This is a genomic window from Agrobacterium sp. 22-209-1 (assembly GCF_053522485.1).
On the sequence record NZ_JBNWCH010000005.1, the window covers coordinates 74,506 to 101,114 of the forward strand.

Below are 26,609 nucleotides of genomic sequence, written 5' to 3' on the forward strand. Positions count from 1 at the left end.
TGTTCTTAAATGTGGTTTCGTAGATTTTGGCATAATTGGCTTGACCATTTTGAAAAACCGGCCTAACCATTTGGCCTGTTCATGATCCGGTGGAGCGGGGATACGGGTGGGAGGTTTCCAGATGTCGCAAGGCGCATCGACAATTCGGGGCGATTTTTCGTCTGAACAGATGGCGCACGGACAGCGCGGGGTGCTCCTGCGCCTCGATAATATCAGCAAGGAATTTCCAGGCGTCAAAGCACTTTCGAACGTGCATTTCGATCTGCGCGCAGGCGAGGTGCATGCCGTCTGCGGCGAAAATGGCGCGGGAAAATCGACGCTGATGAAGATCGTCAGCGGCGTCTATCAGCCGAGCGACGGCACCATCCTTCATAAAGGTGCGAAGGTGCAATATGCATCGCCGCTGGAATCCGAAGCCGCCGGCATCGCCATCATCCACCAGGAACTCAACCTCGTTCCGCATCTTTCCGTCGCTGAAAACATCTATCTTGCGCGCGAACCACGTCGTGGTTTCCTCGTCGACCGCAAGAAGCTGCGTCTCGATGCCAAGCGTTGTCTCGACCGGCTGGGTGTGGATATCGATCCGGACCAGATTGTCCGCGGCCTTTCGGTCGCTCAGTGTCAGATGGTGGAAATCGCCAAGGCGCTTTCTCTTGACGCTGAAGTGCTCATCATGGATGAGCCGACCTCTTCGCTGACCGAGCAGGAGACCCGGCTCCTGTTCAAGGTCATCCGCGATCTCAAGGCATCCGGTGTCGGGATCGTTTATATTTCCCATCGTCTCGATGAAATGGCCGAAATCGTCGATCGCGTGACGGTTCTGCGCGACGGACGTTATATTTCAACCGACGATTTTGCCTCGATCACCGTTGATGACATTGTCACGCGCATGGTGGGGCGTTCGCTGGAAGACAAATTCCCCGAGCGGACATCGCGCCCCACGGAAGACGTTATTTTTTCCGTGGAGGGCCTGACGCGCAGCGGCGTGTTCCACGACGTCGGTTTTTCGCTGCGCCGTGGTGAAATCCTCGGTTTTGCCGGGTTGATGGGTGCCGGCCGCACCGAAGTCGCCCGGGCTGTCTTCGGCGCCGATCCGCTCGATGCGGGCAGGATCGTTTTCAACGGGCGCGAGCTTTCGATCGGCTCACCGCAGGACGCCATCGAAGAAGGCATCGCCTATCTCTCGGAAGATCGCAAAAGCGATGGCCTCGCCATCAAGATGTCAGTGGCGGCCAATACGACGCTTGCCAATCTCGGCGAGGTTTCCAACCGTTTCGGGCTCATCGACTTCAAAAAGCATGACGATGTGGCAAAGCGCTACGTCGATCTCCTGAATATCCGTACTCCCTCCATCGGGCAGACGGTGCGACTGCTTTCCGGCGGCAATCAGCAGAAAATCATTATCGGCAAATGGTTGTTCCGGCAGTCGCGCGTGCTGTTCTTCGACGAGCCGACACGCGGCATCGATGTCGGCGCGAAATTCGCGATCTACAAGATCATGGACGAGCTCGCCGCGCAGGGTATCGGCGTCATTCTCATCAGTTCGGAACTGCCGGAAATTCTTGGGCTGACGGATCGTATCGCCGTTTTCCATCAGGGCCGAATTACGGGTGTGCTCGAAACCGCCAAGACCAATCAGGAAGAAATCATGCGGTATGCGTCCGGTTACGGCCGGGCCGCGCAGTGAGGAACGACATGGCCAATATTGCAGAACCCAAAAAGGGCTTCGCTGTCAGCGATCGCCAGAAGGACATCATCCAGAAGTTTGCCGCGCTCGGCAGCCTGTTCGCCCTCGTCGCGGTGTTCTCCGCCACCAGCAGCGCCTTCTTCACCGTCAATAACGGTATGACGATTGCCTTGCAGGTCACGTCCATCGCGCTGCTCGGCATCGGGGCTACCTGCGTCATCATCACCGGTGGTATCGATCTTTCTGTCGGTTCGGTGCTGGCGCTCGCCGGTGTCGTCGCCGCTCTTGCGGTGAAGGAACTCGGTATGCCGGTGCCGGTCGGCATGTTGCTCGGCATTCTGACGGGATCGCTCTGCGGCTTCATTAACGGTCTTCTGGTCACCCGTTTCAAGCTGCCGCCCTTCATCGCCACCCTAGGCATGATGTTGATCGCCCGCGGCGTGGCCCTGCAAATCACCGGCGCGCGCGCCGTTTCGGGCCTCGGCGAATCCTTTGGCGAACTTGGCAACGGCGCCCTCTTTCGCATCGTCACTATCGGTGACGACGGCTTTCCTAATGTGGTGTTTCCCGGTATCCCCTACCCCGTCATCCTGATGGTGGTGATTGCGTTTGCGGTTTCCTTCATGCTCAACCGCTCGATCCTTGGCCGTCACATTTACGCTGTCGGTTCCAACGACGAAGCAGCGCGCCTTTCCGGCGTCAATGTCGCTCGTGTCACCAATTTCACCTACATCCTGTCCGGCACGCTCGCCGGGCTCACGGGCTGCGTGCTGATGTCGCGTCTCGTTACCGCCCAGCCAAACGAAGGTGTGATGTATGAGCTGGACGCAATCGCCAGCGCCGTTATCGGCGGCACATCGCTGATCGGCGGCGTCGGCACCATTTCCGGCACGGCCATTGGCGCCTTCGTCATCGGCATCCTGCGCAACGGTCTCAATATGAATGGCGTGTCCGCCTTCACGCAACAGATCATCATCGGCCTCGTCATTCTGGTCACCGTCTGGATCGACCAGCTGCGCAACCGCCGCTGACCAAAGGGCTGCGGACCCTTTCCGCAAAAAAGATCGGCAGGGGAGGCCCGGTATGCCGACATCACGGAGGAAGAAATGAAGAAAATTGCGACTGCCCTTCTGACATCCGCAATCGCGCTGTGGAGCGTTTCCACCGTGCAGGCCGGTGAGATCGCCGTCATCGTCAAGACCGTCAACTCCACCTTCTGGCAGAATGTTCAGAAGGGTGCTGATGCGGCGATGAAGAACTCTTCCGGCAATACCATGACCTTCCAGGGTCCGGCTGCCGAGTCCGCCATTGCCGACCAGGTCAACATGGTCGAAAACGCCATCAATCGTAAGGTCGCGGGCATTGTCCTGGCACCTTCCGACCCGGACGCGCTAGTGCCGGCCGTCAAGAAGGCCTGGGAAGCCCGTATTCCCGTCGTTTTGATCGACTCGCAGCTCGCCAAGGGTTCGGAGCAATATTACCAGTCGTTCCTGGCAACCGATAACAAGAAGGCCGGCGAACTGGCGGCCCAGGCGCTGATCGACAAGGTTGGCACGGAAGGCAAGATTGCCGTCATGTCCTATGTCGCCGGTGCCGGTTCCGAAATCGGCCGTGTCGGCGGTTTTACCGACTACATCCAGATGCACTCGAAGCTTCAGATCGTTGGTCCGTTCTATTCGCAGTCGCAGATGGCGACCGCGCTGAACCAGACCACCGACGTGCTGGCCGCCAATTCCGACCTGAAGGGCATTTTCGGCGCCAATGAGCCGACGGCCATCGGTGTCGGCCGCGCGCTTGCCCAGTCCGGCAAGGCCGGCAAGGTCGTTGCCATCGGCTTTGACGGTAACCAGGATTTGCAGAGCTTCGTCAAGGACGGCACGCTTGCCGGCATCGTGGTTCAGGGTTCGTATCAGATGGGTGAAAAGGGCGTGGAAACCGTGACCAAGCTCATCAACAAGGAAAAGGTTGAGAAGTTCGTCGATACCGGCGTTGTTGTTGTCACCAAGGACAATATCGAGAAGCCTGAAGCCAAGAACGTGCTTTACTAATGCTAACGGCGCGCCGCCTTGCGGCGGCGCGTCCTTCCAAAGACGAGCTGGAAAGTCCCTACGATGAAAGTCTCCGATACACGTAAATTGCCGCGCCGCGCCGTCGACGTCACCGTCATGGGCCTCGGTTGCGCCCAGATGGGCAATCTCTACCGCGTCACGCCCTATGAGGAATCCAAGGGCGCGTTCGACAAGGCATGGGAAAGCGGCATGCGTTATTTTGATACCGCGCCGTTCTACGGCTATACGCGGTCGGAGCGCCGCCTCGGCACCATGGTGACGGAGCATGACCGGAACGAATACACGCTGAGCACCAAGGTCGGCCGTGTGATGGTGCCGGACGAGACCGTCGGTCCGGAGGAGGATGCCTATATAGCGCCCCTGCCGTTCCGCCCGGTCTATGATTATTCCTATGACGGTATTCTGCGCTCCTTCGAGGCAAGCCAGCAACGGCTAGGCGTTCTGAAGCCGGATATTCTTTATGTGCATGATATCGGCTCCTTCACCCATGGCGAAAAGCATCAGCACTACTGGGAGCAGTTGACCACCGGCGGCGGCTTCCGGGCGCTTGGCAAGCTGCGCGAGGAGGGATCGACTGGGGCCGTCGGCCTTGGTGTCAATGAGTGGGAAATCGTCAGCGACGCCATGGATGTCTTCGATATAGACGTCGCCATGCTTGCCGGCCGTTATACGCTGCTGGAGCAGCAGAGCCTTGCTTTCATGAACCGTTGCGCTGAAAGCGGTGTCGCCATCGTTGTCGCCGGTGCATTCAATTCCGGCATTCTGGCCGGCAACCGCAAATTCAATTATGCCGACGCGCCTGCCGATATTCTTACGCGTGTCGATGCGCTGCAGGGTGTTTGCGAGGAACTCGGCGTATCGCTGCAGGCGGCCGCACTGCAATTTCCGCTTGCCCATCCGGCATCGGTCACGGTCGTTTCGGGTGCGCGCAATGCGCAGCAGCTCGCCTCCAATATAGAGTGGTTCGAGCAGTCGATCCCGGATGAATTCTGGTCCGAACTGCACAGGCGCGGCCTGGTCGCCGAAGGTGCGCCCGTACCGGGCGGAAAGGCCTGAGGCGATGCTCATCGACGCCCACCAGCATTTCTGGCTGATGAAGGATCGCGCCGGGCAGTGGCCGCCGCCGTCGCTCGCCGCCATCTACCGGGATTTTCTCCCCGCCGACCTGTCGCCTTTGCTGGCCGCTGCCGGAGTTTCCGGCACCGTGCTGGTTCAGACGATGGAGACGGCGGCCGACACGGATTTCATGCTGGAACTGGCGGAAAGGACCGATTTCATCAGGGGCGTTGTCGGCTGGGTGGATATGAAATCCGCCGATGCGGCGAGTGAAATCGCCCGTCGGGCAAAACATCCGGCGTTCAAGGGTGTGCGTCCGATGTTGCAGAGCATCGAGGATGTCGCCTGGATCGATGATCCGGCACTCGATCCCGCCGTGGCGACGCTGGTAGAGCACGGTCTGGCGTTCGATGCGCTGGTCCTGCCGCCCAATCTGCCGCATCTCCTCGCCTTTGCTCGCCGCCATCCGCAATTGCCTGTCGTCATCGATCATGGCGCGAAGCCGCTGATTGCCACCGGACACTACAGCGACTGGCGCAAGGATATGGCCGCTCTGGCGGCTCTTCCGAATGTCCATTGCAAGCTTTCCGGTCTGCTGACCGAGCGCGGCGATCAGCGGCCGGAAGCGATACGGCCTTATGCCGAGACCATTCTGGAACTCTTTGGCGGCAACCGCGTGATTTTCGGCAGTGATTGGCCGGTGTTGCGGCTGGCGGGCGACTATCAGGTGTGGCTGGATTTCTGCCGCGATATCGTGCCGGCAAAGGACCATGCGGCAGTCTTTGGCGGTAACGCCATTCGTTTTTATTCCCTTTCCCACAGGTGATACATGCTGGCGATTTTCTGCGAAACCCCAGGTCAACTCGTTTCCAAGGAACTGCCGACACCAGTGCGTGGCGAAGGCGAAGTGCTGGTGCGTATTCGCCGCATCGGGGTTTGCGGCACGGATCTGCACATCTTCACCGGCAACCAGCCTTATCTCTCTTATCCGCGCATCATGGGCCATGAGCTTTCCGGCACGGTGGAAGAGGCGCCGGAAGGCAGCCATCTGTCCGCAGGCGACGTGGTCACCGTCATTCCCTATATCTCTTGCGGCAAATGCAGCGCCTGCCTGAAGGGCAAGAGCAATTGCTGCCGCAATATTGGTGTGCTGGGCGTTCATCGCGATGGCGGCATGGTCGAATATCTGAGCGTGCCGCAACAATTCGTGCTGAAGGCGGAGGGGTTGAGCCTCGATCAGGCGGCGATGACCGAATTTCTGGCTATCGGTGCGCATGCGGTGCGCCGTGGCGCAGTCGAGAAGGGGCAGAAGGTTCTGATCGTCGGCGCCGGCCCGATCGGCATGGCGGTTGCGGTTTTCGCGGTTCTCGATGGCGGCGAAGTGACCATGATCGATGGGCGCACCGACCGGCTGGATTTCTGCAGAGAGCATCTCGGCGTCGCACACACGGTGGCGCTCGGCGAGGGCGACAGGGATCGCCTTTCCGACATCACCGGCGGCGATTTTTTCGATGCGGTCTTCGATGCGACCGGCAATCCGAAAGCCATGGAGCGCGGCTTTTCCTTTGTCGGCCATGGCGGTTCCTATGTGCTGGTCTCCATCGTCGCCAGCGATATCAGCTTCAACGATCCGGAGTTCCACAAGAGGGAAACGACGCTGCTCGGCAGTCGCAATGCTACGCCTGAGAATTTCGAGCGCGTCCTGCAGGCGCTGCGGGAGGGCAAGGTACCGGAAGCACTGATCACCCATCGCATGACGCTTGCCGATGTGCCCTCACGATTCGCCGGTCTGACCGATCCGAAAGCCGGAGTCATCAAGGGCATGGTGGAGGTCGTATGACGCCCGATACGCCCATCCTGCAATTCGGCACCAGCCGCTTTCTTCTCGCCCATGCGGATCTGTTCGTTTCGCAGGCCCTGGACAAGGGAGAAGCGCTGGGGCGCATCGCAATCGTTCAGACGACCGGCAATGCGGAGAGCCTAAAACGTGTTGCGGCGCTGAACAGCGGCGCACCCTACCCCGTGCGCATTCGCGGTATCAGCGATGGGCAGGAAGTGGACGAGGAGATTGACGGCAAAGGTATCGCGCGGGCTCTGACTGCCGCGACCGACTGGGCCGAGATACGCCGTCTCGCCTGCGTGGCCGAGGTCATTTTGTCCAACACGGGTGATCGCGGTTATGAGCTGGATTCGACAGATGGAGCCGGGCTTGCTGCCGATTTCACGATTGTGCCGAAAAGCTTTCCGGCGAAGCTGTGCATGCTGCTGCTGGAGCGTTTTCAGCGCAATCCGGAAGCGCCCGTTTCGATCTTCCCCTGCGAGCTCCTGCCGCGCAACGGCGAAAAGCTGAGCCAAGTCATTCGCCGGCTTGCAGACGAATGGCAATTGCCGGCGGGTTTTGCCTTCTATCTGAATGAGAAGTGCCGTTTCGCCAATAGTCTGGTGGACCGCATCGTTTCTGAGCCGATCGATCCCGTCGGCGCCGTGGCGGAACCCTATGCACTCTGGGCGATCGAGAAACAGGAAGGGCTTGTCCTTCCCTGTACGCACCCTGCTGTGGTGCTGACTGACGATCTCGATCACTATGAAAAACTGAAGCTGTTCCTGCTCAATCTCGGCCATTCCTATCTGGCCGAGCGCTGGTTGCGGGATGTGCGTGCGAAAGATGAAACGGTGCGTCAGGCAATGGCGGACGATGGCCTCGTTTCCGATCTCGAAACACTCTGGCGCGACGAGGTTTTGCCGGTCTTTGCGGCTGAAGGCATGGGAGACCAGGCACAAACCTATATTGGCGTGTTGCGAGAGCGTTTGCGCAATCCCTTTCTCGCGCATCGGCTGGCCGATATCGCCGGCAACCATGACGAAAAGAAGCGTCGTCGCTTTGCGCCGGTCATTGCCGCCGCTGAAAGGCTGGAATTGAAATTGCCGCAGTCGAAGTTGCGTGCGGCGCTTGGCACCATCAAGCAATAACGGAGTTTTTCATGCAGCGCATGGGCATGGTCATCGGCGTCAAACCGGAAATGATCGCGGAATATAAAAGGCTGCATGCCGCCGTCTGGCCTGAAATTCTGGCGCTCATTAGCGACTGCAATATCCGCAATTATACGATCTTCCTGCGCGATCCGGAAAATCTGCTCTTCGGCTATTGGGAATATCACGGCAGCGATATCAGCGCCGACATGGCGAAGATGGCTGCAAGCCCGAAGAACCAGGAGTGGTGGTCTTTCACCATTCCCTGTCAGCAACCGCTCGAAAGCCGCAAGGAAGGCGAGTGGTGGGCGATGATGGAAGAAACCTTCCACCTCGACTGAACGATTTCCTTTGACACTGACCGCGAGTGAACGGCCATGACCAAAATTACTGATCTGCGTGTTTTCGACCTGCGTTTTCCGACGTCCCAAAGTCTCGACGGCTCGGACGCGATGAACCCCGACCCGGATTATTCGGCGGCTTATGTCATTCTCGATACCGATGAGCCGGGTCTTAAAGGCCACGGGCTGACCTTCACCATCGGCCGCGGCAATGACATCTGCTGCATGGCCATCGAAGCGATGCGTCATCTGGTGGTTGGCACCGATCTTGCCACCGTCACCGAGAACCCCGGCAAATATTGGCGACATCTGACGAGCGACAGCCAGTTGCGCTGGATCGGCCCGGACAAGGGCGCGATGCATCTCGCCACCGGCGCCGTTGTGAATGCGGTATGGGATTTGCTGGCCAAGAAGGCCGGCAAGCCGGTGTGGCAGCTCGTTGCCGATATGAGCCCGGAAGAAATTGCCGATATCGTCGATTACCGCTATCTGACCGACGTGCTGACCCGGGACGAAGCGCTTGCGATCCTCAAAAAAGCCGAAAGCGGCAAGAACGAACGTATCGAGACGCTGAAGAACGAAGGGTATGCCTGCTACACGACGTCGGCCGGCTGGCTGGGTTACGACGACGCCAAGCTGCGTCGTCTTTGCCAGGAAGCCATCGATGCCGGATTCAACCATGTGAAGATGAAGGTTGGCCGCGATCTGGAAGACGATATTCGCCGTCTTACCATTGCCCGTGAGGTGATCGGTCCCGACCGTTACCTGATGATTGACGCCAATCAGGTCTGGGAAGTCGATCAGGCCATCGAGTGGGTCAACAAGCTTGCCTTCTGCAACCCCTTCTTCATTGAAGAGCCGACGAGCCCGGACGACGTCGCCGGCCATCGCAAGATCCGCGCGGCCATCGGTCCGGTTAAGGTGGCGACGGGTGAAATGTGTCAGAACCGTATCATGTTCAAGCAGTTCATCGCCGAGGGCGCCATCGATGTGGTGCAGATCGACAGCTGCCGCATGGGCGGTCTGAACGAGGTGCTGGCGGTGCTGCTGATCGCCGCCAAATACAATCTGCCGGTCTGGCCGCATGCCGGTGGCGTCGGCCTCTGCGAATATGTGCAGCATCTGTCGATGATCGACTATCTCGTGGTATCTGGCACGAAGGAAGGCCGCGTGATCGAGTATGTCGACCACCTGCACGAGCATTTCATCGAACCCTGCGATATCAGAAACGCCGCTTACATGCCGCCGAAATTGCCGGGCTTCTCCATCGAAATGAAGCCGGAGTCGATTGAGACCTACACCTTCGAGGAATAGTCAAAGGATGACAGCGCCTCCTCAAAGCGCTGCCACTCCGTTTCGCTACCGGGAAGGCCGAAACGCATGTCGTTCGGCCTCTCATCAAAAATGCGGACCAGAATGCCGTGTCGGCCAAGATGGCTGGACAGGTTTGTGGTGCGGGGATCCCGCACCAGAGTAAACAGCGACGTGCCGCCGGCAATTGCCAGCCCCGCTTTTTCCAGCATGGCGTTCATGCGCCGAGCGTCTTCGGCAAGGTGCAGACGCATGGACGATTGCCATTCCCCGTCCGCCAGAGCCTGCGTCGCGATATGCAGCGCCGGGCCGGAAACCGCCCAGGGGCCGAGCCTTGCCTCCAGTTCAGCAGCGATATCGGGCTGCGCAATCGCGAAACCCAGCCGAACGCCTGCCATGCCGTAAAATTTACCGAAAGAGCGCAGGACCACCAGTGCATCCTGACAGGCGGCATTTGCGAGGCTTTCGGCACCTCCTGTCTCGATGAAGGCTTCGTCCACGACGAGCAGCCCACCCTTGCGGTGCATGGCGGCGGCCAGCGACAACAAGGCGGTGCGATCCGTGATGCGGCCATCGGGATTATTGGGATTGACCACGACGCCATAGTCATGAGCCGACATCGCGCTGATGTTTTCCGCCTCGGTCACAGCCAGTCCGGCCATGCGTGCGGTTCGGGCATGTTCCGCATAGGCGGGGGAAAGGACGGCGCCGCTTTTTGCCCCGCGGGCGATAGCGATCTGAGCCAGTAATGGCATCAGCATCTGCGTGCCGGGGGAAAGCGCTACATGCCGGGCGGAAGGCGCATTGAAATGCGTTGCCGCCAGACGTTTCAATTCTTCGGCGGCGTCCGGTTCCGGCAGGCGGGCGAATGCGCTGGCGGGGATCGGCGAATGCGGGTAGGAGTGCGGATTGATCCCAGTCGAAAGGTCGATCCACGGTTCAGGCGCTTCAGGAAACAGCAGACGCGCCCTGCCGAGATTGCCACCGTGACGGATCGCAGCTTTCGCCTTTTCTGGTACTGTTTCGCCCATGTTTTTTGCTCTCGCTTTCCTGTCGCTCGTGATCGAACGCCTGACCGGCTATCCGGTATGGCTGTTCAAACGTATCGGCCATCCCGTCACCTGGATCGGTTCGCTTATCGCGCTGCTGGACAAAAAATGGAACCGGGAGAGTGCGTCATTTTCACAGCGCAAGGGGGCCGGTGTCGCGGCTCTCCTCGTTTTCGTCGGGCTGACGCTGCTTGTTGCATGGCTTGCGCAATCCACCCTGCTTTTTCTGCCCTTCGGCAACTTACTGGTTGCTGTGCTGGGAGCTTCGCTTCCGGCGCAGAAAAGTCTTGAGCAGCATGTGGAGGCTGTCGCCATTGCTCTGGAGCGTGAGGGTGTGGAAGGCGGCCGCGAGGCGGTATCGATGATCGTCGGGCGCGATCCTCAAAAGCTGGACGAAGCGGCGATCTGCCGGGCGGCGGTTGAAAGTCTGGCCGAAAATTTTTCCGACGGCATCGTCGCTCCCGCCTTCTGGCTCGGCATCCTGGGCCTGCCGGGCGGCGCGGCTTACAAGGCGATCAATACGGCTGACAGCATGATCGGCCATCGCTCACCCCGCCATGAGGCCTTCGGCTGGGCCTCCGCCCGGCTGGACGATCTGGTCAATCTGCCGGCCTCACGGTTGAGCGGCGGTCTTTTCGTGGTTGCCGCGTTTTTTGTTAAGGGCGCATCACCCGGCAGGGCTGTGGCCGCGATACGTCGCGATGCCCATCATCACCGTTCTCCCAACGCTGGTTGGCCGGAGGCGGCGTTGGCCGGTGCTCTCGGCTTTGCGCTCGCAGGGCCGCGCTCCTATGGCGGTCAGATGATTGAGGCGCGTTTCATGGGGGAAGGTGGCAGGGCGGCGCTGGTTGCCGGCGATATTCGCAGGGCGCTGCGGCTTGTGCGGATTGCCGACCTGCTATTGATCGGCCTGTTCGGACTTCTGGCGATCCTTATCGCGCTATAGCAAGCAGACGGTCGAGATCGAGGTGCTTTTCCATATGTGCAGCGAGACGGTCGAGAACCGTATGCACCTGCTCATCATAGTTCAGCTCCGTGCCCTGCCCGCCGAGACGTTCCAGCCACGCGCTCCGCTGGCTGTTATCCGCGAAGAGGCCGTGAATATAGGTGCCGAAGACGCGACCGTCGGGTGAAATGCTTCCATCGCTATGCCCGTCGATCGTCGAAAACGCCAGATTGCCCGCTGCTCCCGTGGTTTCCCCGACATGCATTTCGTAGCCGGATAAACCAATACCATCAAAGCTCACGCCTGTAACGGAAACCAGCCTTTTGTCGCCCGTCAAAACCGTGTCGACATCAAGCAGACCGAGCCCATCGACAGTTGCCGGCGATCCCTCGATGCCGTCAGGATCGGCAACGGTTTTTCCGAGCATCTGGTATCCGCCGCAAAGGCCGAGAACGTAGCCGCCGCGCCGCACATGCGCCTTTATATCGATGTCTAGGCCCGCATCTTTCAGCACGGCAAGATCGGCGATGGTGGCTTTCGATCCGCAAAGCAGCACCAGCCGGCAATCGGCCGGAATGGTTTCGCCCGGCCGCACGCGGATCAGTTCGACATCCGGTTCCATATCCAGCGGATCGAGATCGTCGAAATTGGAAATATGCGGCAGGATCGGCACAGCGATGCGGATCTTTGCGCCAGGCTTCTGTTGGGCCGGGCCGGAGAGCCCCAGCGCATCTTCCGCCGGCAGTTTGGCGGCATCTGAGAAATGTGGCAGAAGCCCGATAGAGGCCCAGCCGGTCTGTTCCGCAATTATCCGCATGCCGTCTGAAAACAGGGCCGGATCACCGCGAAAGCGATTGACGATGAAACCTTCGATCATCGCCGCGTCTTCAGCTTCGAGCACGGCTTTCGTGCCGACGAGGCTGGCGATGACGCCGCCCCGGTCGATATCGCCGATCAGGATCACAGGCGCGTCCGCAGCTCTGGCAAAACCCATATTGGCGATGTCATTGGTACGCAGGTTGATTTCGGAGGCGCTGCCCGCGCCTTCCACCAGCACCAGATCGGCCCGTTGTTTCAGGCGGTTGAAGCTCTCGAGCACGCGCGGCATCAGCCCGGCCTTCATGTGCTGATAATCGGCCGCCCTGGCATTGCCGGCGATCTTGCCCTGCACCACCACCTGTGCGCCGGTCTCGCTCTGCGGCTTCAGGAGCACCGGGTTCATGTGCACGGAAAGCGGCACGCCCGCCGCCCGTGCCTGCAGCGCCTGTGCGCGGCCGATCTCGCCGCCATCGGCGGTCACGGCCGCATTGTTTGACATGTTCTGCGGCTTGAACGGCATGACGGACAGGCCGCGCCGGGTGAAGGCACGGGCAAGGCCGGCCACCATCAGCGATTTACCGACATCCGAGCCGGTTCCCTGAAACATCAGCACGCGCGCAGTCATATCAGAATTCTATCCCTGCCTGCGCCTTTACGCCCGCCTTGAAGTGATGTTTCACGAGGGTCATTTCCGTCACCATATCGGCCGCGTCGATGAGCGGTTGCTTGGCGTTGCGGCCGGTAACGATGACGTGCAGATCGGGCCTTCGGCTGGACAGCGTTTCGACCACCTCCTCCAGTGGCAGGTAATCGTAACGGAGCGCGATGTTCAGCTCATCGAGGATCAGCAGGCCGACGGTCTCGTCGGCCATCAGGACCTTGGCTTCTTCCCAGGCCTTTGCCGCCGCCGCGACGTCGCGCTTCAAATCCTGCGTGTCCCACGTGAACCCTTCGCCCATGGTGCGCCACACCACCCTGTCGCCGAACAGATTCAGCGCCTGCTGTTCTCCCGTTGACCATGCACCCTTGATGAATTGCACCACGCCGACCCGCCGCCCAGTGCCGAGCATGCGCAGGGCAAGGCCGAAAGCGGCGGTGGATTTGCCCTTGCCCGGGCCGGTATTGATCATCAGCAGACCTTTTTCGATGGTCTTTTCCGCAACCTCGGCGTCCTGCACCGTTTTGCGGTTGACCATTTTCTGCCGGTGACGTTCGGCTTCGCTGTCGCTGATGTCGCGTGTCATCGCGTTTTCCTTTTCATCCAGCGGCGTGGGACCCGGTGCCCCGCCATTCGGAGCGGCGACTATACCCAATTTGCCGCACCCGGCAATGTGCGGGCCACAGGGTCGCGGCATTGACCCCCACGCCCGTTCAGCCTAAGGGTAACGGACTGACGGTCTTTTCCCGGCAACGGGAAAAGCTAAGAGGGAACACGGTTCCAACCCGATTACCGGGTCATTCCGTGGCTGCCCCCGCAACTGTAAGCGGTAAGCCCGCACCGTAAAGCCACTGGACGCCTTAACGGGTTCGGGAAGGCGGTGTCAGGATGTAAAGCCGCGAGCCAGGAGACCTGCCGTTTCAGGAAAAACGTCTGCCGGGCGGGGTGCTCCGGTCAGTCGGTTAGATCGAACACCCGGCTTGCGTCTGTCCGCATGCCGTATTCGGCATCCGCACCCCCGAGATTTTTTGTAAGGCGCGGGAAACGATACGGTTTGGATATTTCAGCGACATCTTCATGTGCAGGCGGAAACACGCAGAACGAAACAGCGTCCGGCGTGACCGTCTTCGTTTGCAGAAGCTGCCGCGATGAAACCGATCCCAATGCCGAACCGCGCCCCGGTTCACGTCTCGCCGATGCCGTCATCGCAAAGGCGCAGGAAACCGGTGTCACCGTTCGTTCCGTCAACTGCCTCGCCAATTGCAAGCGCGGGCTTAGCGCCGTGCTGCGCAGCGCCAATGGCTGGTCCTATGTCTTCGGCGGGCTGACGACCGGTGATGCGGAAGATTTGCTGACCGGTGCGCAGCTGCTGGCGGCCGCCCCCGACGGCCTGATGCCCTGGCGCGGCCGCCCCGAACCCTTAAAGCGCGGCATGGTGGCGCGCATTCCCCCATTCGATTTTACCGAGGAGAGATCATGAGCACCCTTCTGGACCGCGTTCCCTGCACCATCGTCACCGGCTTTCTGGGGGCTGGCAAAACCACGCTGCTGCGCGGCCTTCTCGAAAAGCTGGACGGCAAGCGGCTGGCGATCATCGTCAACGAGTTCGGCGATATCGGCATCGATGGCGAGATTCTCAAAGGTTGCGGTATTGAAAGCTGCCCGGAAGAAAACATCGTCGAACTGGCCAATGGCTGCATCTGCTGCACGGTGGCGGATGATTTCCAGCCCGCCATCGAACAGATTCTGAGCCGTCAGCCGAAGGTGGAGCATATCCTCATCGAGACCTCGGGCCTTGCCCTGCCGAAGCCCTTGGTGCAGGCTTTCCAATGGCCGGCGATCAAGAGCCGTGTGACGGTGGACGCCGTCGTAGCCGTAGTGGATGGCGCCGCCCTTGCCGAGGGTCAGGTGGCGCACGACATGGAAGCGCTCGCCACCCAACGGGCAAATGACGAGGCGCTCGATCACGATGACCCGGTCGAAGAGGTTTTCGAGGATCAGGTCGCCTGTGCCGATCTTATCGTGCTGACCAAGGCCGATCTGCTGGATGACGCCGGTCTGGACAAGGCCAAGGCGCATGTTCTCGAACATCTGCCGAAGGCGGCAAAGATCGTTGTGGCCTCCAATGGCGCCATCGACCCCGCCGTGCTGATCGGTCTTGGCCTTGCGGTGGAAGAGGATATCGAAAACCGCCGCACCCACCATGATGGCGAACTCGACCACGAGCATGACGATTTCGACAGCTTCGTCATCGATCTGCCGACTGTTACCGATCCGGAAGCGCTGGCGGCCCGTATCGCCAAGACGGCCGCTGCCGAAAATGTCCTGCGCATCAAGGGCTTCATCGAAATTGCCGCAAAGCCGATGCGCCTGCAGGTGCAGGCTGTCGGCAGCCGAGTCAACCATTATTACGACCGGCCCTGGGCTGCGGGTGAGGAACGCCGCAGCCGCCTCGTCGTCATCGGCGAAAAGGGCATCAACCGCGAAAAGATCGAACAGATGCTGGCCGCCTGACGATGCACATCCTCGCTACCACATCCTCGTCTCTGGACGATCTGATCGAGCCGGTTGATCTCAACCAGCCCCGGTCTGATGTGGTGATACTGTCTTTTTCGGCAAGCGATCTTGCCGGGCTGGAACAGGCCTGGCGGCGAACAGGGGGGGCGCTCCCCTCCCTGTCAGCCGCCAACCTCTCCGAGCTTCGGCATCCCATGTCGGTCGATCTCTGGGTCGAAAAGACGGCGGAACATGCCAAGGTTATTCTTATCCGGATTCTCGGCGGCGCGGAACGCTGGCGTTACGGCGTCGATCAGCTTTCCATTCTTGCGCACGGGCGTGGCATCAAGCTTCTGCTTTTGCCGGGTGAGTGCAGCGAAAGGGACGAGAAACTGGAAGCGGCCTCGACCGTCGATCGGCGGATTTTGGCCTCGGTCCTCTCCTTCTTCCGTGAGGGTGGGCAAGAGAATATGGATCGGCTTGCCCTTGGTCTCGCCGCTCTTGCAAGGGCCGAGGCATGGCCGGATATCGAAGCCGAGCCGCTACCAAAAGCCGGTTTCTACCGGCCCGGCAGGGGCGTTGTGGATAGGGCGGAAGCCTGCGCGGGTTTTCCCGAAGGTGTGCCCGTTCTGCCCATTCTGTTTTACCGCTCCATGCTTCTGGCGGCAGATGCCGCACCGGTGGACGCGCTTTTTAAGGCGCTCTCGCAGCGCGGCTTTGCGCCATTGCCGATTTTTGTCAGTGGTCTGAAGGATGGCGAGGCGATCCGTTTCCTCGAAACGGCGCTGCCCGATCTGAAGCCCGCCGCCATCATTGCCGCCACCGCCTTCGCCAGTCAGACGGATGATGACGGGGCAACCTTGTTTGACCGGATGGGCGTTCCGGTGTTTCAGGTGGTGATGGCGACGACGCGGAGGGACGGATGGGCGGAAAATGCGCGCGGTCTCAATCCTTCCGATCTCGCCATGCATGTCGTCCTGCCGGAGCTGGATGGCCGGATTCTCGTCGGTGCGATCTCATTCAAACAGGCGCGTGTGGATGGCGGCGCGAGTTTGCTCAATGTACCCGAGGCTGATCGCATCGAGCAGACGGCAAATCGCATCGCCGCTTTCCTGCGGCTGCGGAATGCCGCTCCAAGGGATCGGCGGATCGTTATTCTGATGCCGGACTATCCCGGTGCGGCGCCCGGGCGAACCGGTTATGCCGTCGGTCTCGATGTGCCGCAAAGCGTTCTCGAAATGATGCAGGATCTCGCCGGGGCTGGCTATACGGTCGAGGATATTCCTGAGACTGCGCGGGCGTTGCTCGACTGCGTCGAACAACAGGAAGCGGCAATTGATCTTTCCACCTACGAGGTTTTTTTCTCCGCGTTGCCGTCGGCATCTGCCGCATCCGTGAACGCGACATGGGGCGCGGCAATCGATGACGACGCATTCGTCGATGGCGCGTTCCGGTTCCGCGCCGCACGTTTCGGCGAAGTGTTCGTGGCGCTCGCGCCGGACCGGGGCCGCAATGAGGATCGTCGGGTGGACTACCACGACCCCGCCCTGCCGCCACGTCACGCGCTTGTTGCCTTCGGCGCATGGATGCAGCGGATTGCGGGTGCGCATGCCATCGTGCATGTGGGCGCGCATGGAACGCTGGAATGGCTGCCCGGAAAGACGGTAGCGCTTTCCTGCAATTGTTTTCCCGAAATTGTCACCGGCTCACTGCCGGTGGTCTATCCGTTCATCGTTTCCAATCCGGGCGAGGCGGCGGTCGCCAAGCGGCGCATCGCAGCCGTGACCATCGGCCATGTTCCGCCAGTACTCGTGAATGCCGGGCTTTCGCCGGAGCAGTCGGCGTTGGAGCAACTGGTCGATGAATATGCGCAGGCGGATGGGCTGGATCGCCGCCGGCGTGACCGACTGGCGAAACTGATCGTTGAAAAGGCGCTGGAGACCGGGCTTGCGGCGGAAGCGGGCGTGGTGGAGAAAGATGATCCAGATGCGGCGCTGTCGCGCATCGATGCTTTTCTCTGCGACCTCAAGGATTTTGCGATCAAGGACGGCCAGCATGTTTTTGGCCGCAGTGCCGAGGGTGAGACCGACCTTCTGAGGCTTGAAAGCGCCAAATCGGAAAAAGCCGCCCTGATTGCCGCGCTCAATGGCCTGCATATCGTTCCCGGCCCTTCCGGCGCACCTGCGCGCGGGCGGCTCGATGTGCTGCCCACTGGTCGCAACCTTTATGCCGCCGATCCCCGTACCATGCCGACGCCGACGGCATTTGAACTCGGCAAAATGGCAGCTGAAGAAGTATTGCGCCATCATCTACAGAGCCATGGCGACTGGCCGAAGCACCTGGTCTTCGATCTCTGGGGCAGCGCCAGCCTGCGCAATGGCGGTGAGGATGTGGCGCAGGCGCTGCATCTGATGGGGACAAGGCCGATGCATGACCCCGCTACCGGTCGTGTCACCGGTATCGAGGTTTTGCCGCCCGCCAGCCTCGGGCGACCGCGTGTTGATGTGACGTTCCGCATCTCCGGGCTGTTCCGCGACATGTTTCCGGCGCTGATCGCGCTTCTCGACGCCGCCACCAAAGCCGTCGCGCGCAGGGATGAAGCGCCGGGCGACAATCCGCTTGCGGAGGAGGCCGCAGCGCTCGGGCATATCCCGGCGCGCATCTTCGGTTCTGCGCCCGGCACCTATGGCGCGGGTATCGAGGAAAAGCTGGCGGGCGGTACCTGGGAGGAACGCGAGGAGCTGGGGCGGGCATATCTCGAGGCTGCAAACCATGCTTTTGGCGGCGCCGATGGACTCGACATCGTTGAGGATGCCGGCTTTACCGAACTTGTGCGCCGGGCGGATCTTCTCGTTCATACCGGCGATGATCCCGGTCGGGATTTGCTCGACGGTTCGTCTGATGTCGCCTTCATTGGCGGTTTTTCCGCTGCGAAGGCTGCGCTCGGGGATATTGCCGATATCGTTGCCTTGGATACGACCGATCCGGCCCGCCCGCGTGCGCGGACGATCTCGCAGGCGCTGACGCGTGTGGTGCGGGCACGCGCCGTCAACCCGCGCTTCATCGCCGGCCAGATGCGGCATGGGCCGCGTGGTGCCGCGGAACTGCTTGAAACCGTTGACCGCCTGATCGGATTTGCGGAGACGACGCATGTCGTGTCCTCATCTCTGATCGAATGCCTCTACGACGCCTATTTGGGCGACGAGGCCGTGCGCGACTTTCTTCTGCGGGAAAACCCGACAGCGGCGCGGGTGATGGCCGAACGCTTTTTATCCGCGCGCCGTCGCGGGCTGTGGCATAGCCGCCGCAACGCGGTTGATGCCGAACTGGAAATGCTGATCCTGCCGTTTTCCGAAAGGAGAAAGGCGTGATGGTCGCTGCCGTTGATACCGTTCAGCCGTTTGGCCGCCGTGGCGTCTGCCCCGCCCTTTCCGCCCCCATGCGGACAGGCGACGGGTTTTTGTCGCGAATTGCTTTTGAGGCTGATATATCGCCGCGCGAGATGGTGGCGCTTTGCCATCTTGCTGAGCGGCATGGCAACGGATTGATCGACATCACCGCCCGCGGCGGGGTGCAGTTTCGCGGTCTGACGCCCGACAGTGCGATTGCGCTGGAGAAGGAGGTACTGGCGCTGGACCTGCCGCTTCGTCACGGACTTGCGATAGAGACCTCGCCTCTCGCCGGTCGGGATGATACGGAAATTGCCGATGCCCGCCCGCTTGCCGCAGCAATTCGGCGAGAAGCCGACAGGCTTCGACTTCATGAAAAACTCGCCGCCAAGATGTCGGTCGTCATTGATGGTGGCGGTCGCCTGTCTCTGGATGGTTTGCTGGCCGATATTCGCCTGAAGGCGGCGTCTCTGGGTGGCAGAACCCTTTGGCAATTGATGCTTGGCGGGCCGCAGCCGAAGGCGCTGAGGGCAGGGTTGATCGAGACGCACGCGGCGCCGGATATAGTTGTCTCTCTGCTCGTCCATCTGGCTGCTCAAGGACCGCTTGCCCGCGGCCGCGATCTGGATGTTGCAGCGACGAGGTCGATCTGCGGAGATCGTCTGCTGGCTGGAGAGATTGCCGATGAACTTACGGACACGTCTCTGCCATTGGGGCTGATGACGACGGGAGAGGATCGCTTTGCTGTCGGCATCGCCCCTGCTTTCGGGCAACTCCCTGCTTCCGATCTGGCGAAGCTCTGCGAGCAGGCCGATGCGCTCGGTATCGAAACGTTGCGGCCATCGCCAAATCATAGCTTGCTATTTTTCGGTCCTTCTACGGTCTGCCGCGATTTGCTTGCGGTGGCGGGTGAGACGGGTGTTATCACTGCTTTCGGGGACGCGCGCTCTTCCGTTGCCGTGTGCTCGGGCGCGCCACGTTGTGGGTCGGCCTTCTTTGCCACCCATGAGTTGGCCGCCTTTGCGGCTGAAGAATGCCCTTCCCTGCTGGATGGATCTTTCACGCTTCATATTTCCGGCTGTGGCAAGGGATGTGCCCATCCAGGACCGGCGCTTCTGACGTTTTCCGGCACTGCTGAAGGCCTGGCATTTTCTATTTCGGGCCGCGCCGGCGACGCGCCCAATGGCATTTTACCTTTTCAGCATCGCAGGACGGCGCTTTCGCGGCTTGCCCGTCTTTACGAAAAAGAACATAAGCCCGGAGAAAACGCTGCCACCTTTCTTGTCCGTCTGGGCACGGGAGTAATCGGCGCGGCGCTTCGACAGGATGACTGATGACCGACTATGACTATATTCGCGATGGCAATGCGATCTATGAACGCTCCTTCGCCATCATCCGTGAAGAAGCGGATCTGTCCGCCTTCAGCGATGAACAGGCAGATATCGCCATTCGTATGATCCATGCCTGTGGCCAGGTGGAGGCGGCAAGCCACTTCCGCTTTTCGCCCGATTTCGTTGGCGCTGCGCGTTCCGCCCTCCTCACTGGCAAGCCTATCCTCTGCGATGCTGAGATGGTGGCGCATGGCGTGACGCGCGCGCGCCTTCCGGCCGGCAATGAGGTTATCTGCACCCTTCGCGATGCTCGCACGCCCGATATTGCGAAACGGATAGGCAACACACGGTCCGCCGCCGCCCTTGATCTGTGGGCGGACAAGCTGGATGGCGCGCTTGTCGCGATCGGCAATGCACCAACCGCCTTGTTCTATCTCCTCGAAATACTGGAAAAAGGCGATGCCCGCCCGGCGGCCATCATTGGCATGCCCGTTGGCTTTGTGGGTGCGGCGGAATCGAAAGACGCCCTAGAGGCAAGTTCGCTCGCTATTCCCTACGCCATCGTCAAGGGGCGTCTCGGCGGCTCGGCCATGACCGCCGCTGCGATCAACGCGGTTGCGAGGGCGGGCCTTTGAGCGCGGCACTCCTTGAACATCCCAAGGGCAAGCTTGTTGGCGTCGGCACCGGTCCCGGCGATCCGGAGCTTTTGACGCTGAAAGCCGTGCGTGCCATCGAAAGTGCCGATGTTCTCGCCTTCTTCTGCAAGAAGGGAAGCAGCGGCAACGGTCGCGGTATTGTCGAAGCCTTCATTCGTCCGGGCACGCTGGAAATGCCGCTGGTTTACCCGGTAACCGTCGAAAGCGACAAAAACGGCGATGAATACAAAGATGCCATCGCGGGTTTTTTCGATCAGTCGGCGAAGGATATTGCCGTGCATCTCGAGGCTGGGCGAAATGTTGCCGTGCTCTCCGAAGGCGATCCGCTGTTTTATGGCTCCTATATGCACCTGCATCTGCGGTTGGCGCCGTCTTATCCCGCCGAGGTCGTGGCTGGCATCACCGCCATGTCGGGATGCTGGTCCATGGCTGGCCTGCCGCTGGTGCAAGGCGACGATATTTTAAGCGTGCTTCCCGGTACACTTGGAGAAGATATTTTGACGGACCGCCTTTCCGGAACGGATGGGGCGGTCATCATGAAGGTCGGGCGCAACCTGCCGAAAATCCGCCGGGCGCTGGAAAAGGCTGGCAAGCTTGAAGACGCGCTTTATGTCGAGCGCGGCACCATGGCCAACAGCCATGCGGTGCGGCTTGTCGATCGCGATGCGTCGCCTGCTCCATATTTTTCGCTGGTTCTGGTTCCCGGCTGGAAAACAAGACCCTTGGCTGGTGAAAAGTCATGACGGGCAGGCTCGTCGTCGTCGGTCTTGGCCCGGGCAGTCAGGCCCAGATAACGCCGGAAGCGCTCGCTGCCGTTGAAGCTTCGGACGATTTTTTCGGTTATTTCCCTTACATTGACCGGCTGTCGCTTCGGCCGGACCAGCGTCGCCACGCTTCGGACAATCGCGAGGAGATTTCCCGCGCCGAGCAGGCTCTGCGGCTTGCAGCTTCCGGCGGCAAGGTGTGCGTGGTGTCCGGCGGCGATCCCGGCGTTTTCGCCATGGCGGCGGCAGTTTGCGAGGCGATCGAAAGCGGCCCCGCCGAATGGCGCGATATCGATTTCTCCTTCGTGCCGGGTGTGACAGCCATGCTGGCGGTCGCTGCGAGAGCCGGCGCGCCGCTTGGCCATGATTTCTGCGCCATTTCGCTATCGGATAATCTGAAACCCTGGGGCATCATTGAAAAACGACTGATCGCGGCGGCAGAAGCAGGCTTTGTAATGGCGTTCTATAATCCCGTCAGCAGGGCACGGCCGCACCAGCTCGGGACCGCTTTTGATCTGTTGCGGGCGCATTTGCCCGGTTCGGTGCCGGTGATCTTCGGTCGCGCGGCAGGCCGGACGGATGAGCGTATCCGGGTTGTGCCTCTTTCGGAAGCTTCGAGCGATATGGCGGATATGGCTACCTGCATCATCGTCGGCTCGGTTGAAACCCGTCTGATTGAACGTTCCGGCAAGGAACCGCTGGTTTATTCGCCGCGTTTTTCGAGAAGAGAGAGCTGATGGCGAATGGCGGTGAGCGCAGCGGCAATGTCCGGCACCGTCACGTCATTCAGGGGCGCGTCGTTTTGCTGTCGCGGCCGGTCGATCATGATGACCGGAAGGCCGAGCCGTCGCGCCGCTTCGATCTTACCATAGCTCGCGCTGCCACCGGAGTTTTTCGAGACCACCGTCTCGATGCGGTTTTCGTCCAGCATGCGGATTTCGTCGTCCAGCGCAAAGGGGCCGCGCGCGGTAATATAGCGCGCATGCGGCAGTTTCAGTGGCGGCTCCACCGGGTCGACGCTGCGGATGAGATAGTTGTGCTGGGGCGCGGTTTCGAAAGGAAGAAGCTCCTGCCGTCCCAAAGCCAGAAACACGCGTCTGCCTTCGCTGCCGAGCGCGGCGACAGCCTGTTCGACAGTGTCGACATCATGCCACCTGTCACCCGGCTGGCGCTGCCAGGCAGGACGCGAAAGGACGACCAGCGGAACTCTGGCGAGCCGCGCCGCCTCAATGGCATTGGCGGAAATTTTCGCCGCATAGGGATGGGTGGCGTCCACGAGAATATCGAAATCCCCGGTGCGAATGAAATCCGCAAGACCGCTAGCTCCACCGAAGCCGCCACTACGCATCGGCACTGGCTGTTCCACCGGCGAGAGCGTCCTGCCGGCCATGGAGAGGAGAATACGGTCGCAGGATTCCTGCGCCAGCCTGCCCGCCAGTATCCGGGCATCCGCCGTGCCGCCAAGGATGAGTATGGAGCGTGTCATGACGTCTGAATATTCCGGAACGGGCCAGGCTTCTACAAAAAATGAGGCTTCCACCGAAAAGAAAGAAAAGCCGTGGCTCTCCATCGTCGGCATAGGTGAGGACGGGCTGCAAGGGCTGGGCAGCAAGGCAATTGAGGCAATTGAAGCGGCCGAAGTGGTTTTTGGCGGCAAACGCCATCTGGAGTTGGCGGCTGCGGCCATTCGCGGTGACGCCCAGCGCTGGCCGGTGCCCTTTGACACCGAGATGAGCGATGTCGTGGCGCTGCGTGGCAGGCGCGTTTGTGTGCTGGCGTCAGGCGATCCGTTTTTTTACGGCGTCGGCGTCACGCTTTTGCGGCAAATCGAGGCGGACGAGACGGTTTGTCATCCCTCGCCCTCCGCCTTTTCGCTTGCCGCCTCGCGGCTTGGCTGGGCGCTGCAATCAACCGAGTGCGTTTCGTTGCATGGCCGTTCCGTCGATCTTCTGCGCCCGCATCTCCATGGGGGTGCGCGCATCATCGCCCTGACGTCTGACGCGCATGCGCCGGCTTTGATTGCAAATCTGCTGTCTGATCTCGGTTTAGGCCAGTCGGAATTCATTTTGCTCGAAGCCCTGGGCGGAGAGCGGGAGAGGCGGCGGCAGGTCAGGGCGGCCGATTTCTCGTTTGAAGACATCGACCCGCTGAATGTGGTGGGGATTGACGTCGTCGCGGCCGATGGCGCCCGCGTTCTGCCTTTCACATGTGGGCTTGATGACAGCCTGTTCGAACATGACGGGCAGATCACCAAACGTGAAATCCGCGCCGTGACACTTTCCTCTCTTGGCCCACGGCGGGGCGAGTTGCTGTGGGATATAGGTGCCGGTTCGGGTTCGATCGGCATAGAGTGGATGTTGTCGCACCACTCGCTCCGCGCCATCGCCATAGAACAACACCCGGAAAGGGCGGAGCGTATCGCTCGCAATGCCGAAGCTTTCGGTGTTCCGGCGCTTGAGGTCATGATCGGCGCGGCCCCTGCGGCTTTCGAAGGCTTGGCCAAGCCGGATGCGATTTTCATTGGCGGCGGCGGCAGTGAAGACGGTGTGCTTGAGGGGGCTATGGAGGCCCTGAAACCCGGCGGGCGGCTGGTCGCCAATGCGGTGACGCTGGAAATGGAGGCCATTCTGCTTGCCGCCCATGCGCGGCACGGCGGATCGATGATCCGTCTGGATGTGTCGCGGGTGGCGGCTGTCGGTTCCATGTCGGGCTGGCGTCCGGCAATGCCGGTGACGCAATGGAGCTGGACCAAGCCATGGTGACCGTGGCTGGCATAGGTTGTCGCAGAGGCACGGGTCCCGCTGCTGTCATTGCCGCCGTGCGTGCCGCAGAACGTGCTTTTGACGTGACGGCGGAATGCCTGGCGACCGCGCCGCTCAAAGCCGGTGAAGCCGGTCTTTTGGAAGCGGCGAAAAGCCTGTCGCTGTCGCTTGAAATCGTATCGCAGGAACGGCTCGAGGCGGTTGCTTCGAAAACAATGACATTTTCACAGGCGAGCCTTGATCATGCCGGCTCGCCAAGTGTGAGCGAAGCGGCGGCGCTTGCCGCCGCCGGAGAGAATGCAAGGCTGGTTGCGCCGCGTCTTGTGGTTGACGATGTCACGGTGGCCATCGCAACGACTGACGACGCCCCGCAGAAAAGCAGCAGCGCCATCGAACATGGAGAACAATAATGACGGTTCATTTCATTGGCGCCGGTCCGGGCGCCGCCGATCTCATTACGGTGCGCGGGCGCGATCTTGTCGCCGCCTGCCCGGTGTGCCTTTATGCCGGCTCGCTGGTTCCGAAAGCGCTCATTGAATATTGTCCTCCGGGCGCCCGCATCGTCGATACGGCCGCGCTTTCATTGGATGAGATCGAGGCGGAATTTGTGACCGCAGCGGAGGCCGGTAAGGATGTGGCGCGGCTGCATTCCGGCGACCTTTCCGTCTGGAGCGCCATGGGCGAGCAGATTCGCCGTCTGGAGCGGCTGGGTCTGGATTATACCGTCACCCCGGGCGTGCCGTCCTTTGCCGCCGCCGCCGCCACTTTGCAGCGGGAACTGACTGTGCCGGAAGTGGCGCAGAGCCTTGTGCTGACCCGCATTTCCGGGCGCGCATCGAAGATGCCGGAGGGTGAGACGCTGAAGGCTTTCGGTGCGACGGGCGCAACGCTCGCCGTCCATCTCGCCATTCATGCCATCGGCAAGGTGGTGGAAGAGCTGACGCCGCTTTACGGTTCGGATTGCCCGGTCGCCATCGTCGTTCGCGCGTCCTGGCCGGATGAGCGAGTTATCAGAGGAACGCTGTTCGACATTGAGGACAAGCTCGCAGCCGAACCGGTGGAGCGGACGGCCCTGATCTTCGTCGGACGTGGGCTTGCCTCGACTGATTTTCGTGAAAGCGCGCTTTATAGCACCGACTATGTTCGGCGGTTCCGGTCTCCGAAGGAAGATGCGAAAGGCTGATGCGACGGCGTGGAGGCGGTGCGCCCCTTGAGCGCGCCCTGACGATCGAACACCAGAATATCGAGCGCAATGGCCGGCATCTTCAGCGCTGCCGCTGCGGTTACCCAGGCTTTTTCAGCAACGACCGCACCGAGATCTATCTTGGCGCTTTCGGCCAGCTCAAAGGCGTGCGCGACCATGTTGGCCTGACGGATGGCAATGGCGAGATTTTCATTTCCTCCGGCTTCCCGCGCCAATGCCGCCAGCGCATCGAGATCGGCCAATCCCTTTTTGGAGTGCACGTCGAGCATTCCCTGGGCGAGCTTAGTCATCTTGGCGACGCCGCCCGCGATCGTCACCCGCTCGACCGGATGGCTGCGCAGGTATTTCAGCATGCCGCCGATGAAATCGCCCATGTCGATAAGCGCGGTTTCCGGAAGATCGTAAAGCGCCTGCCCGGCTTTTTCGGAGGTGTTGCCGGTAGCGCCCAGCACATGGGTGCAGCCGGTGGCGCGCGCCACATCGATACCGCGCCAGATCGAATGAATCCACGCCGAGCAGGAAAACGGAATGACGATGCCGGTGGTGCCGAGGATAGAAATACCGCCGACGATGCCGAGCCTGCCGTTCAGGGTTTTTTCCGCCAGTTTCTCGCCATCGCGGACGGAAATCTCGACCTCAAAATCGGTACTTTCTCCGGCCACCTCGCGAATGGCCGTTTCGATCATCTTGCGCGGCACGGGATTGATGGCGGGTTCTCCCGGCGGCAGGGGCAGGCCCGGCCGGGTGATGGTGCCCACGCCCTTCCCGGCCTTGAAGATGATACCGCTTCCCGGTTGACCTCGTCTGACCGTGCTTTCGATCAGCGCGCCATGGGTGACGTCGGGATCGTCACCCGCATCCTTGACGACACCGGCGCGGGCGAAATTATCACCCTTTTCCTCGATGGCGAGGGAAAATGCGGGCCTCGCGCCGCTTGGAAGTTCGACCTCGACAGGGTAAGGAAATTCGCCGGTCAAAAGGGCAGCGCAGGCCGCCTTCGTGGCGGCCGCCGCGCAGGTGCCCGTGGTCCAGCCGCGGCGAAGGGTCTTTCCATCCGTATCCATATGAATTTCTATAGCCGGGACGGCTTTTTCCGTCATC

25 protein-coding genes and 1 riboswitch are annotated in these 26,609 nt (G+C 60.9%); of the genes, 20 read left to right on the forward strand and 5 right to left on the reverse strand.

The genetic code is table 11. The annotated features are described in order from the left end of the window. Positions 1 to 121: 121 nt before the first annotated feature. The 9 genes from ACQZ48_RS13370 to ACQZ48_RS13410 all read left to right on the forward strand — a co-directional run bounded on the left by ACQZ48_RS13370 (position 122) and on the right by ACQZ48_RS13410 (position 9,437). A complete protein-coding gene (locus ACQZ48_RS13370; protein ID WP_448728893.1) occupies positions 122 to 1,687 on the forward strand; it encodes a sugar ABC transporter ATP-binding protein in 1,566 nt (521 codons plus the stop codon). 8 nt (positions 1,688 to 1,695) lie between these two features. After that, positions 1,696 to 2,718 (forward strand): ABC transporter permease, encoded by a 1,023-nt coding sequence (locus ACQZ48_RS13375; RefSeq protein WP_448728894.1) that lies wholly within the window; start codon positions 1,696 to 1,698, stop codon positions 2,716 to 2,718. A gap of 75 nt (positions 2,719 to 2,793) precedes the next feature. After that, complete coding sequence (locus ACQZ48_RS13380) at positions 2,794 to 3,735, forward strand: ABC transporter substrate-binding protein (RefSeq protein ID WP_080792163.1); 942 nt, start codon at positions 2,794 to 2,796, stop codon at positions 3,733 to 3,735. Positions 3,736 to 3,798: 63 nt separating this feature from the next. Beyond that, complete coding sequence (locus ACQZ48_RS13385) at positions 3,799 to 4,812, forward strand: aldo/keto reductase (RefSeq protein ID WP_448728895.1); 1,014 nt, start codon at positions 3,799 to 3,801, stop codon at positions 4,810 to 4,812. Positions 4,813 to 4,816: 4 nt separating this feature from the next. Then, complete coding sequence (locus tag ACQZ48_RS13390) at positions 4,817 to 5,638, forward strand: amidohydrolase family protein (protein ID WP_448728896.1); 822 nt, start codon at positions 4,817 to 4,819, stop codon at positions 5,636 to 5,638. A gap of 3 nt (positions 5,639 to 5,641) precedes the next feature. After that, the gene (locus tag ACQZ48_RS13395; protein WP_448728897.1) at positions 5,642 to 6,652 is read left to right on the forward strand and encodes a zinc-binding alcohol dehydrogenase family protein; all 1,011 of its coding nucleotides are present in this window, start codon (positions 5,642 to 5,644) and stop codon (positions 6,650 to 6,652) included. Continuing rightward, positions 6,649 to 7,782 (forward strand): mannitol dehydrogenase family protein, encoded by a 1,134-nt coding sequence (locus tag ACQZ48_RS13400; RefSeq protein WP_173990385.1) that lies wholly within the window; start codon positions 6,649 to 6,651, stop codon positions 7,780 to 7,782. The genes ACQZ48_RS13395 and ACQZ48_RS13400 overlap by 4 nt, the downstream gene beginning before the upstream one ends. 11 nt (positions 7,783 to 7,793) lie before the next feature. Next, positions 7,794 to 8,123 (forward strand): L-rhamnose mutarotase, encoded by a 330-nt coding sequence (locus ACQZ48_RS13405; protein ID WP_191217168.1) that lies wholly within the window; start codon positions 7,794 to 7,796, stop codon positions 8,121 to 8,123. A gap of 36 nt (positions 8,124 to 8,159) precedes the next feature. Continuing rightward, positions 8,160 to 9,437, forward strand: coding sequence for an L-fuconate dehydratase (locus tag ACQZ48_RS13410; protein ID WP_191217169.1), 1,278 nt, complete (start codon positions 8,160 to 8,162; stop codon positions 9,435 to 9,437). Here ACQZ48_RS13410 and cobD read toward each other — a convergent pair. Next, positions 9,419 to 10,465, reverse strand: coding sequence for a threonine-phosphate decarboxylase CobD (gene cobD, locus ACQZ48_RS13415; protein ID WP_191217170.1), 1,047 nt, complete (start codon positions 10,463 to 10,465; stop codon positions 9,419 to 9,421). The genes ACQZ48_RS13410 and cobD overlap by 19 nt on opposite strands. On the opposite strand from cobD, the gene cbiB reads away from it, so the two are divergent. Beyond that, on the forward strand, positions 10,464 to 11,429 hold the full coding sequence (gene cbiB, locus ACQZ48_RS13420; RefSeq protein WP_191217171.1) for an adenosylcobinamide-phosphate synthase CbiB: 966 nt from the start codon (positions 10,464 to 10,466) through the stop codon (positions 11,427 to 11,429). The two genes, cobD and cbiB, sit on opposite strands and share 2 nt — an antisense overlap. Here cbiB and ACQZ48_RS13425 read toward each other — a convergent pair. Together ACQZ48_RS13425 and cobO are read right to left on the reverse strand one after the other, a co-directional pair. Further along, positions 11,416 to 12,873, reverse strand: coding sequence for a cobyric acid synthase (locus ACQZ48_RS13425; RefSeq protein WP_191217172.1), 1,458 nt, complete (start codon positions 12,871 to 12,873; stop codon positions 11,416 to 11,418). The two genes, cbiB and ACQZ48_RS13425, sit on opposite strands and share 14 nt — an antisense overlap. A 1-nt stretch (position 12,874) precedes the next feature. Next, positions 12,875 to 13,492 (reverse strand): cob(I)yrinic acid a,c-diamide adenosyltransferase, encoded by a 618-nt coding sequence (gene cobO, locus ACQZ48_RS13430; protein WP_137412352.1) that lies wholly within the window; start codon positions 13,490 to 13,492, stop codon positions 12,875 to 12,877. 133 nt (positions 13,493 to 13,625) lie between these two features. After that, positions 13,626 to 13,840, forward strand: a riboswitch (cobalamin riboswitch). A gap of 120 nt (positions 13,841 to 13,960) precedes the next feature. Between cobO and ACQZ48_RS13435 the strand changes: the two genes are divergently transcribed. From ACQZ48_RS13435 to ACQZ48_RS13465, 7 genes are read left to right on the forward strand one after another with little or no spacing between them, the layout of a single operon-like run. Further along, positions 13,961 to 14,386, forward strand: a complete 426-nt coding sequence (locus ACQZ48_RS13435; protein WP_162520494.1) for a DUF1636 family protein — start codon at positions 13,961 to 13,963, stop codon at positions 14,384 to 14,386. After that, on the forward strand, positions 14,383 to 15,420 hold the full coding sequence (gene cobW, locus ACQZ48_RS13440) for a cobalamin biosynthesis protein CobW (protein WP_077983652.1): 1,038 nt from the start codon (positions 14,383 to 14,385) through the stop codon (positions 15,418 to 15,420). Before ACQZ48_RS13435 ends, cobW begins: the two co-directional genes overlap by 4 nt. Before the next feature lie 2 nt (positions 15,421 to 15,422). After that, positions 15,423 to 18,773 carry a cobaltochelatase subunit CobN gene (gene cobN / locus ACQZ48_RS13445; RefSeq protein ID WP_077983651.1) on the forward strand — a complete coding sequence of 1,117 codons (3,351 nt, stop codon included), beginning with the start codon at positions 15,423 to 15,425 and terminating at the stop codon, positions 18,771 to 18,773. Next, entirely contained in the window at positions 18,773 to 20,125 is a 1,353-nt protein-coding gene (gene cobG, locus ACQZ48_RS13450) for a precorrin-3B synthase (protein WP_191217173.1), read from the forward strand. The genes cobN and cobG overlap by 1 nt, the downstream gene beginning before the upstream one ends. Further along, positions 20,125 to 20,757, forward strand: a complete 633-nt coding sequence (locus ACQZ48_RS13455) for a precorrin-8X methylmutase (protein WP_191217174.1) — start codon at positions 20,125 to 20,127, stop codon at positions 20,755 to 20,757. The genes cobG and ACQZ48_RS13455 overlap by 1 nt, the downstream gene beginning before the upstream one ends. After that, positions 20,754 to 21,521 carry a precorrin-2 C(20)-methyltransferase gene (locus ACQZ48_RS13460; RefSeq protein ID WP_191217175.1) on the forward strand — a complete coding sequence of 256 codons (768 nt, stop codon included), beginning with the start codon at positions 20,754 to 20,756 and terminating at the stop codon, positions 21,519 to 21,521. Before ACQZ48_RS13455 ends, ACQZ48_RS13460 begins: the two co-directional genes overlap by 4 nt. Beyond that, positions 21,518 to 22,279: a precorrin-3B C(17)-methyltransferase gene (locus ACQZ48_RS13465; protein WP_142912904.1), complete on the forward strand. Its 762-nt coding sequence runs from the start codon at positions 21,518 to 21,520 to the stop codon at positions 22,277 to 22,279. The genes ACQZ48_RS13460 and ACQZ48_RS13465 overlap by 4 nt, the downstream gene beginning before the upstream one ends. Here ACQZ48_RS13465 and ACQZ48_RS13470 read toward each other — a convergent pair. Beyond that, positions 22,246 to 23,028, reverse strand: coding sequence for a cobalt-precorrin-6A reductase (locus ACQZ48_RS13470; RefSeq protein WP_137412346.1), 783 nt, complete (start codon positions 23,026 to 23,028; stop codon positions 22,246 to 22,248). The genes ACQZ48_RS13465 and ACQZ48_RS13470 overlap by 34 nt on opposite strands. On the opposite strand from ACQZ48_RS13470, the gene cbiE reads away from it, so the two are divergent. From cbiE to cobM, 3 genes are read left to right on the forward strand one after another with little or no spacing between them, the layout of a single operon-like run. Further along, positions 23,027 to 24,304, forward strand: a complete 1,278-nt coding sequence (gene cbiE / locus ACQZ48_RS13475) for a precorrin-6y C5,15-methyltransferase (decarboxylating) subunit CbiE (protein WP_191217176.1) — start codon at positions 23,027 to 23,029, stop codon at positions 24,302 to 24,304. The two genes, ACQZ48_RS13470 and cbiE, sit on opposite strands and share 2 nt — an antisense overlap. Next, the gene (locus ACQZ48_RS13480; RefSeq protein WP_162520514.1) at positions 24,298 to 24,714 is read left to right on the forward strand and encodes a cobalamin biosynthesis protein; all 417 of its coding nucleotides are present in this window, start codon (positions 24,298 to 24,300) and stop codon (positions 24,712 to 24,714) included. Before cbiE ends, ACQZ48_RS13480 begins: the two co-directional genes overlap by 7 nt. Further along, complete coding sequence (cobM, locus tag ACQZ48_RS13485; protein ID WP_191217177.1) at positions 24,714 to 25,487, forward strand: precorrin-4 C(11)-methyltransferase; 774 nt, start codon at positions 24,714 to 24,716, stop codon at positions 25,485 to 25,487. The genes ACQZ48_RS13480 and cobM overlap by 1 nt, the downstream gene beginning before the upstream one ends. Here cobM and ACQZ48_RS13490 read toward each other — a convergent pair. Continuing rightward, a complete protein-coding gene (locus tag ACQZ48_RS13490) occupies positions 25,442 to 26,572 on the reverse strand; it encodes a cobalt-precorrin-5B (C(1))-methyltransferase (protein WP_162520495.1) in 1,131 nt (376 codons plus the stop codon). The two genes, cobM and ACQZ48_RS13490, sit on opposite strands and share 46 nt — an antisense overlap. Between the last annotated feature and the right edge of the window lie 37 nt (positions 26,573 to 26,609).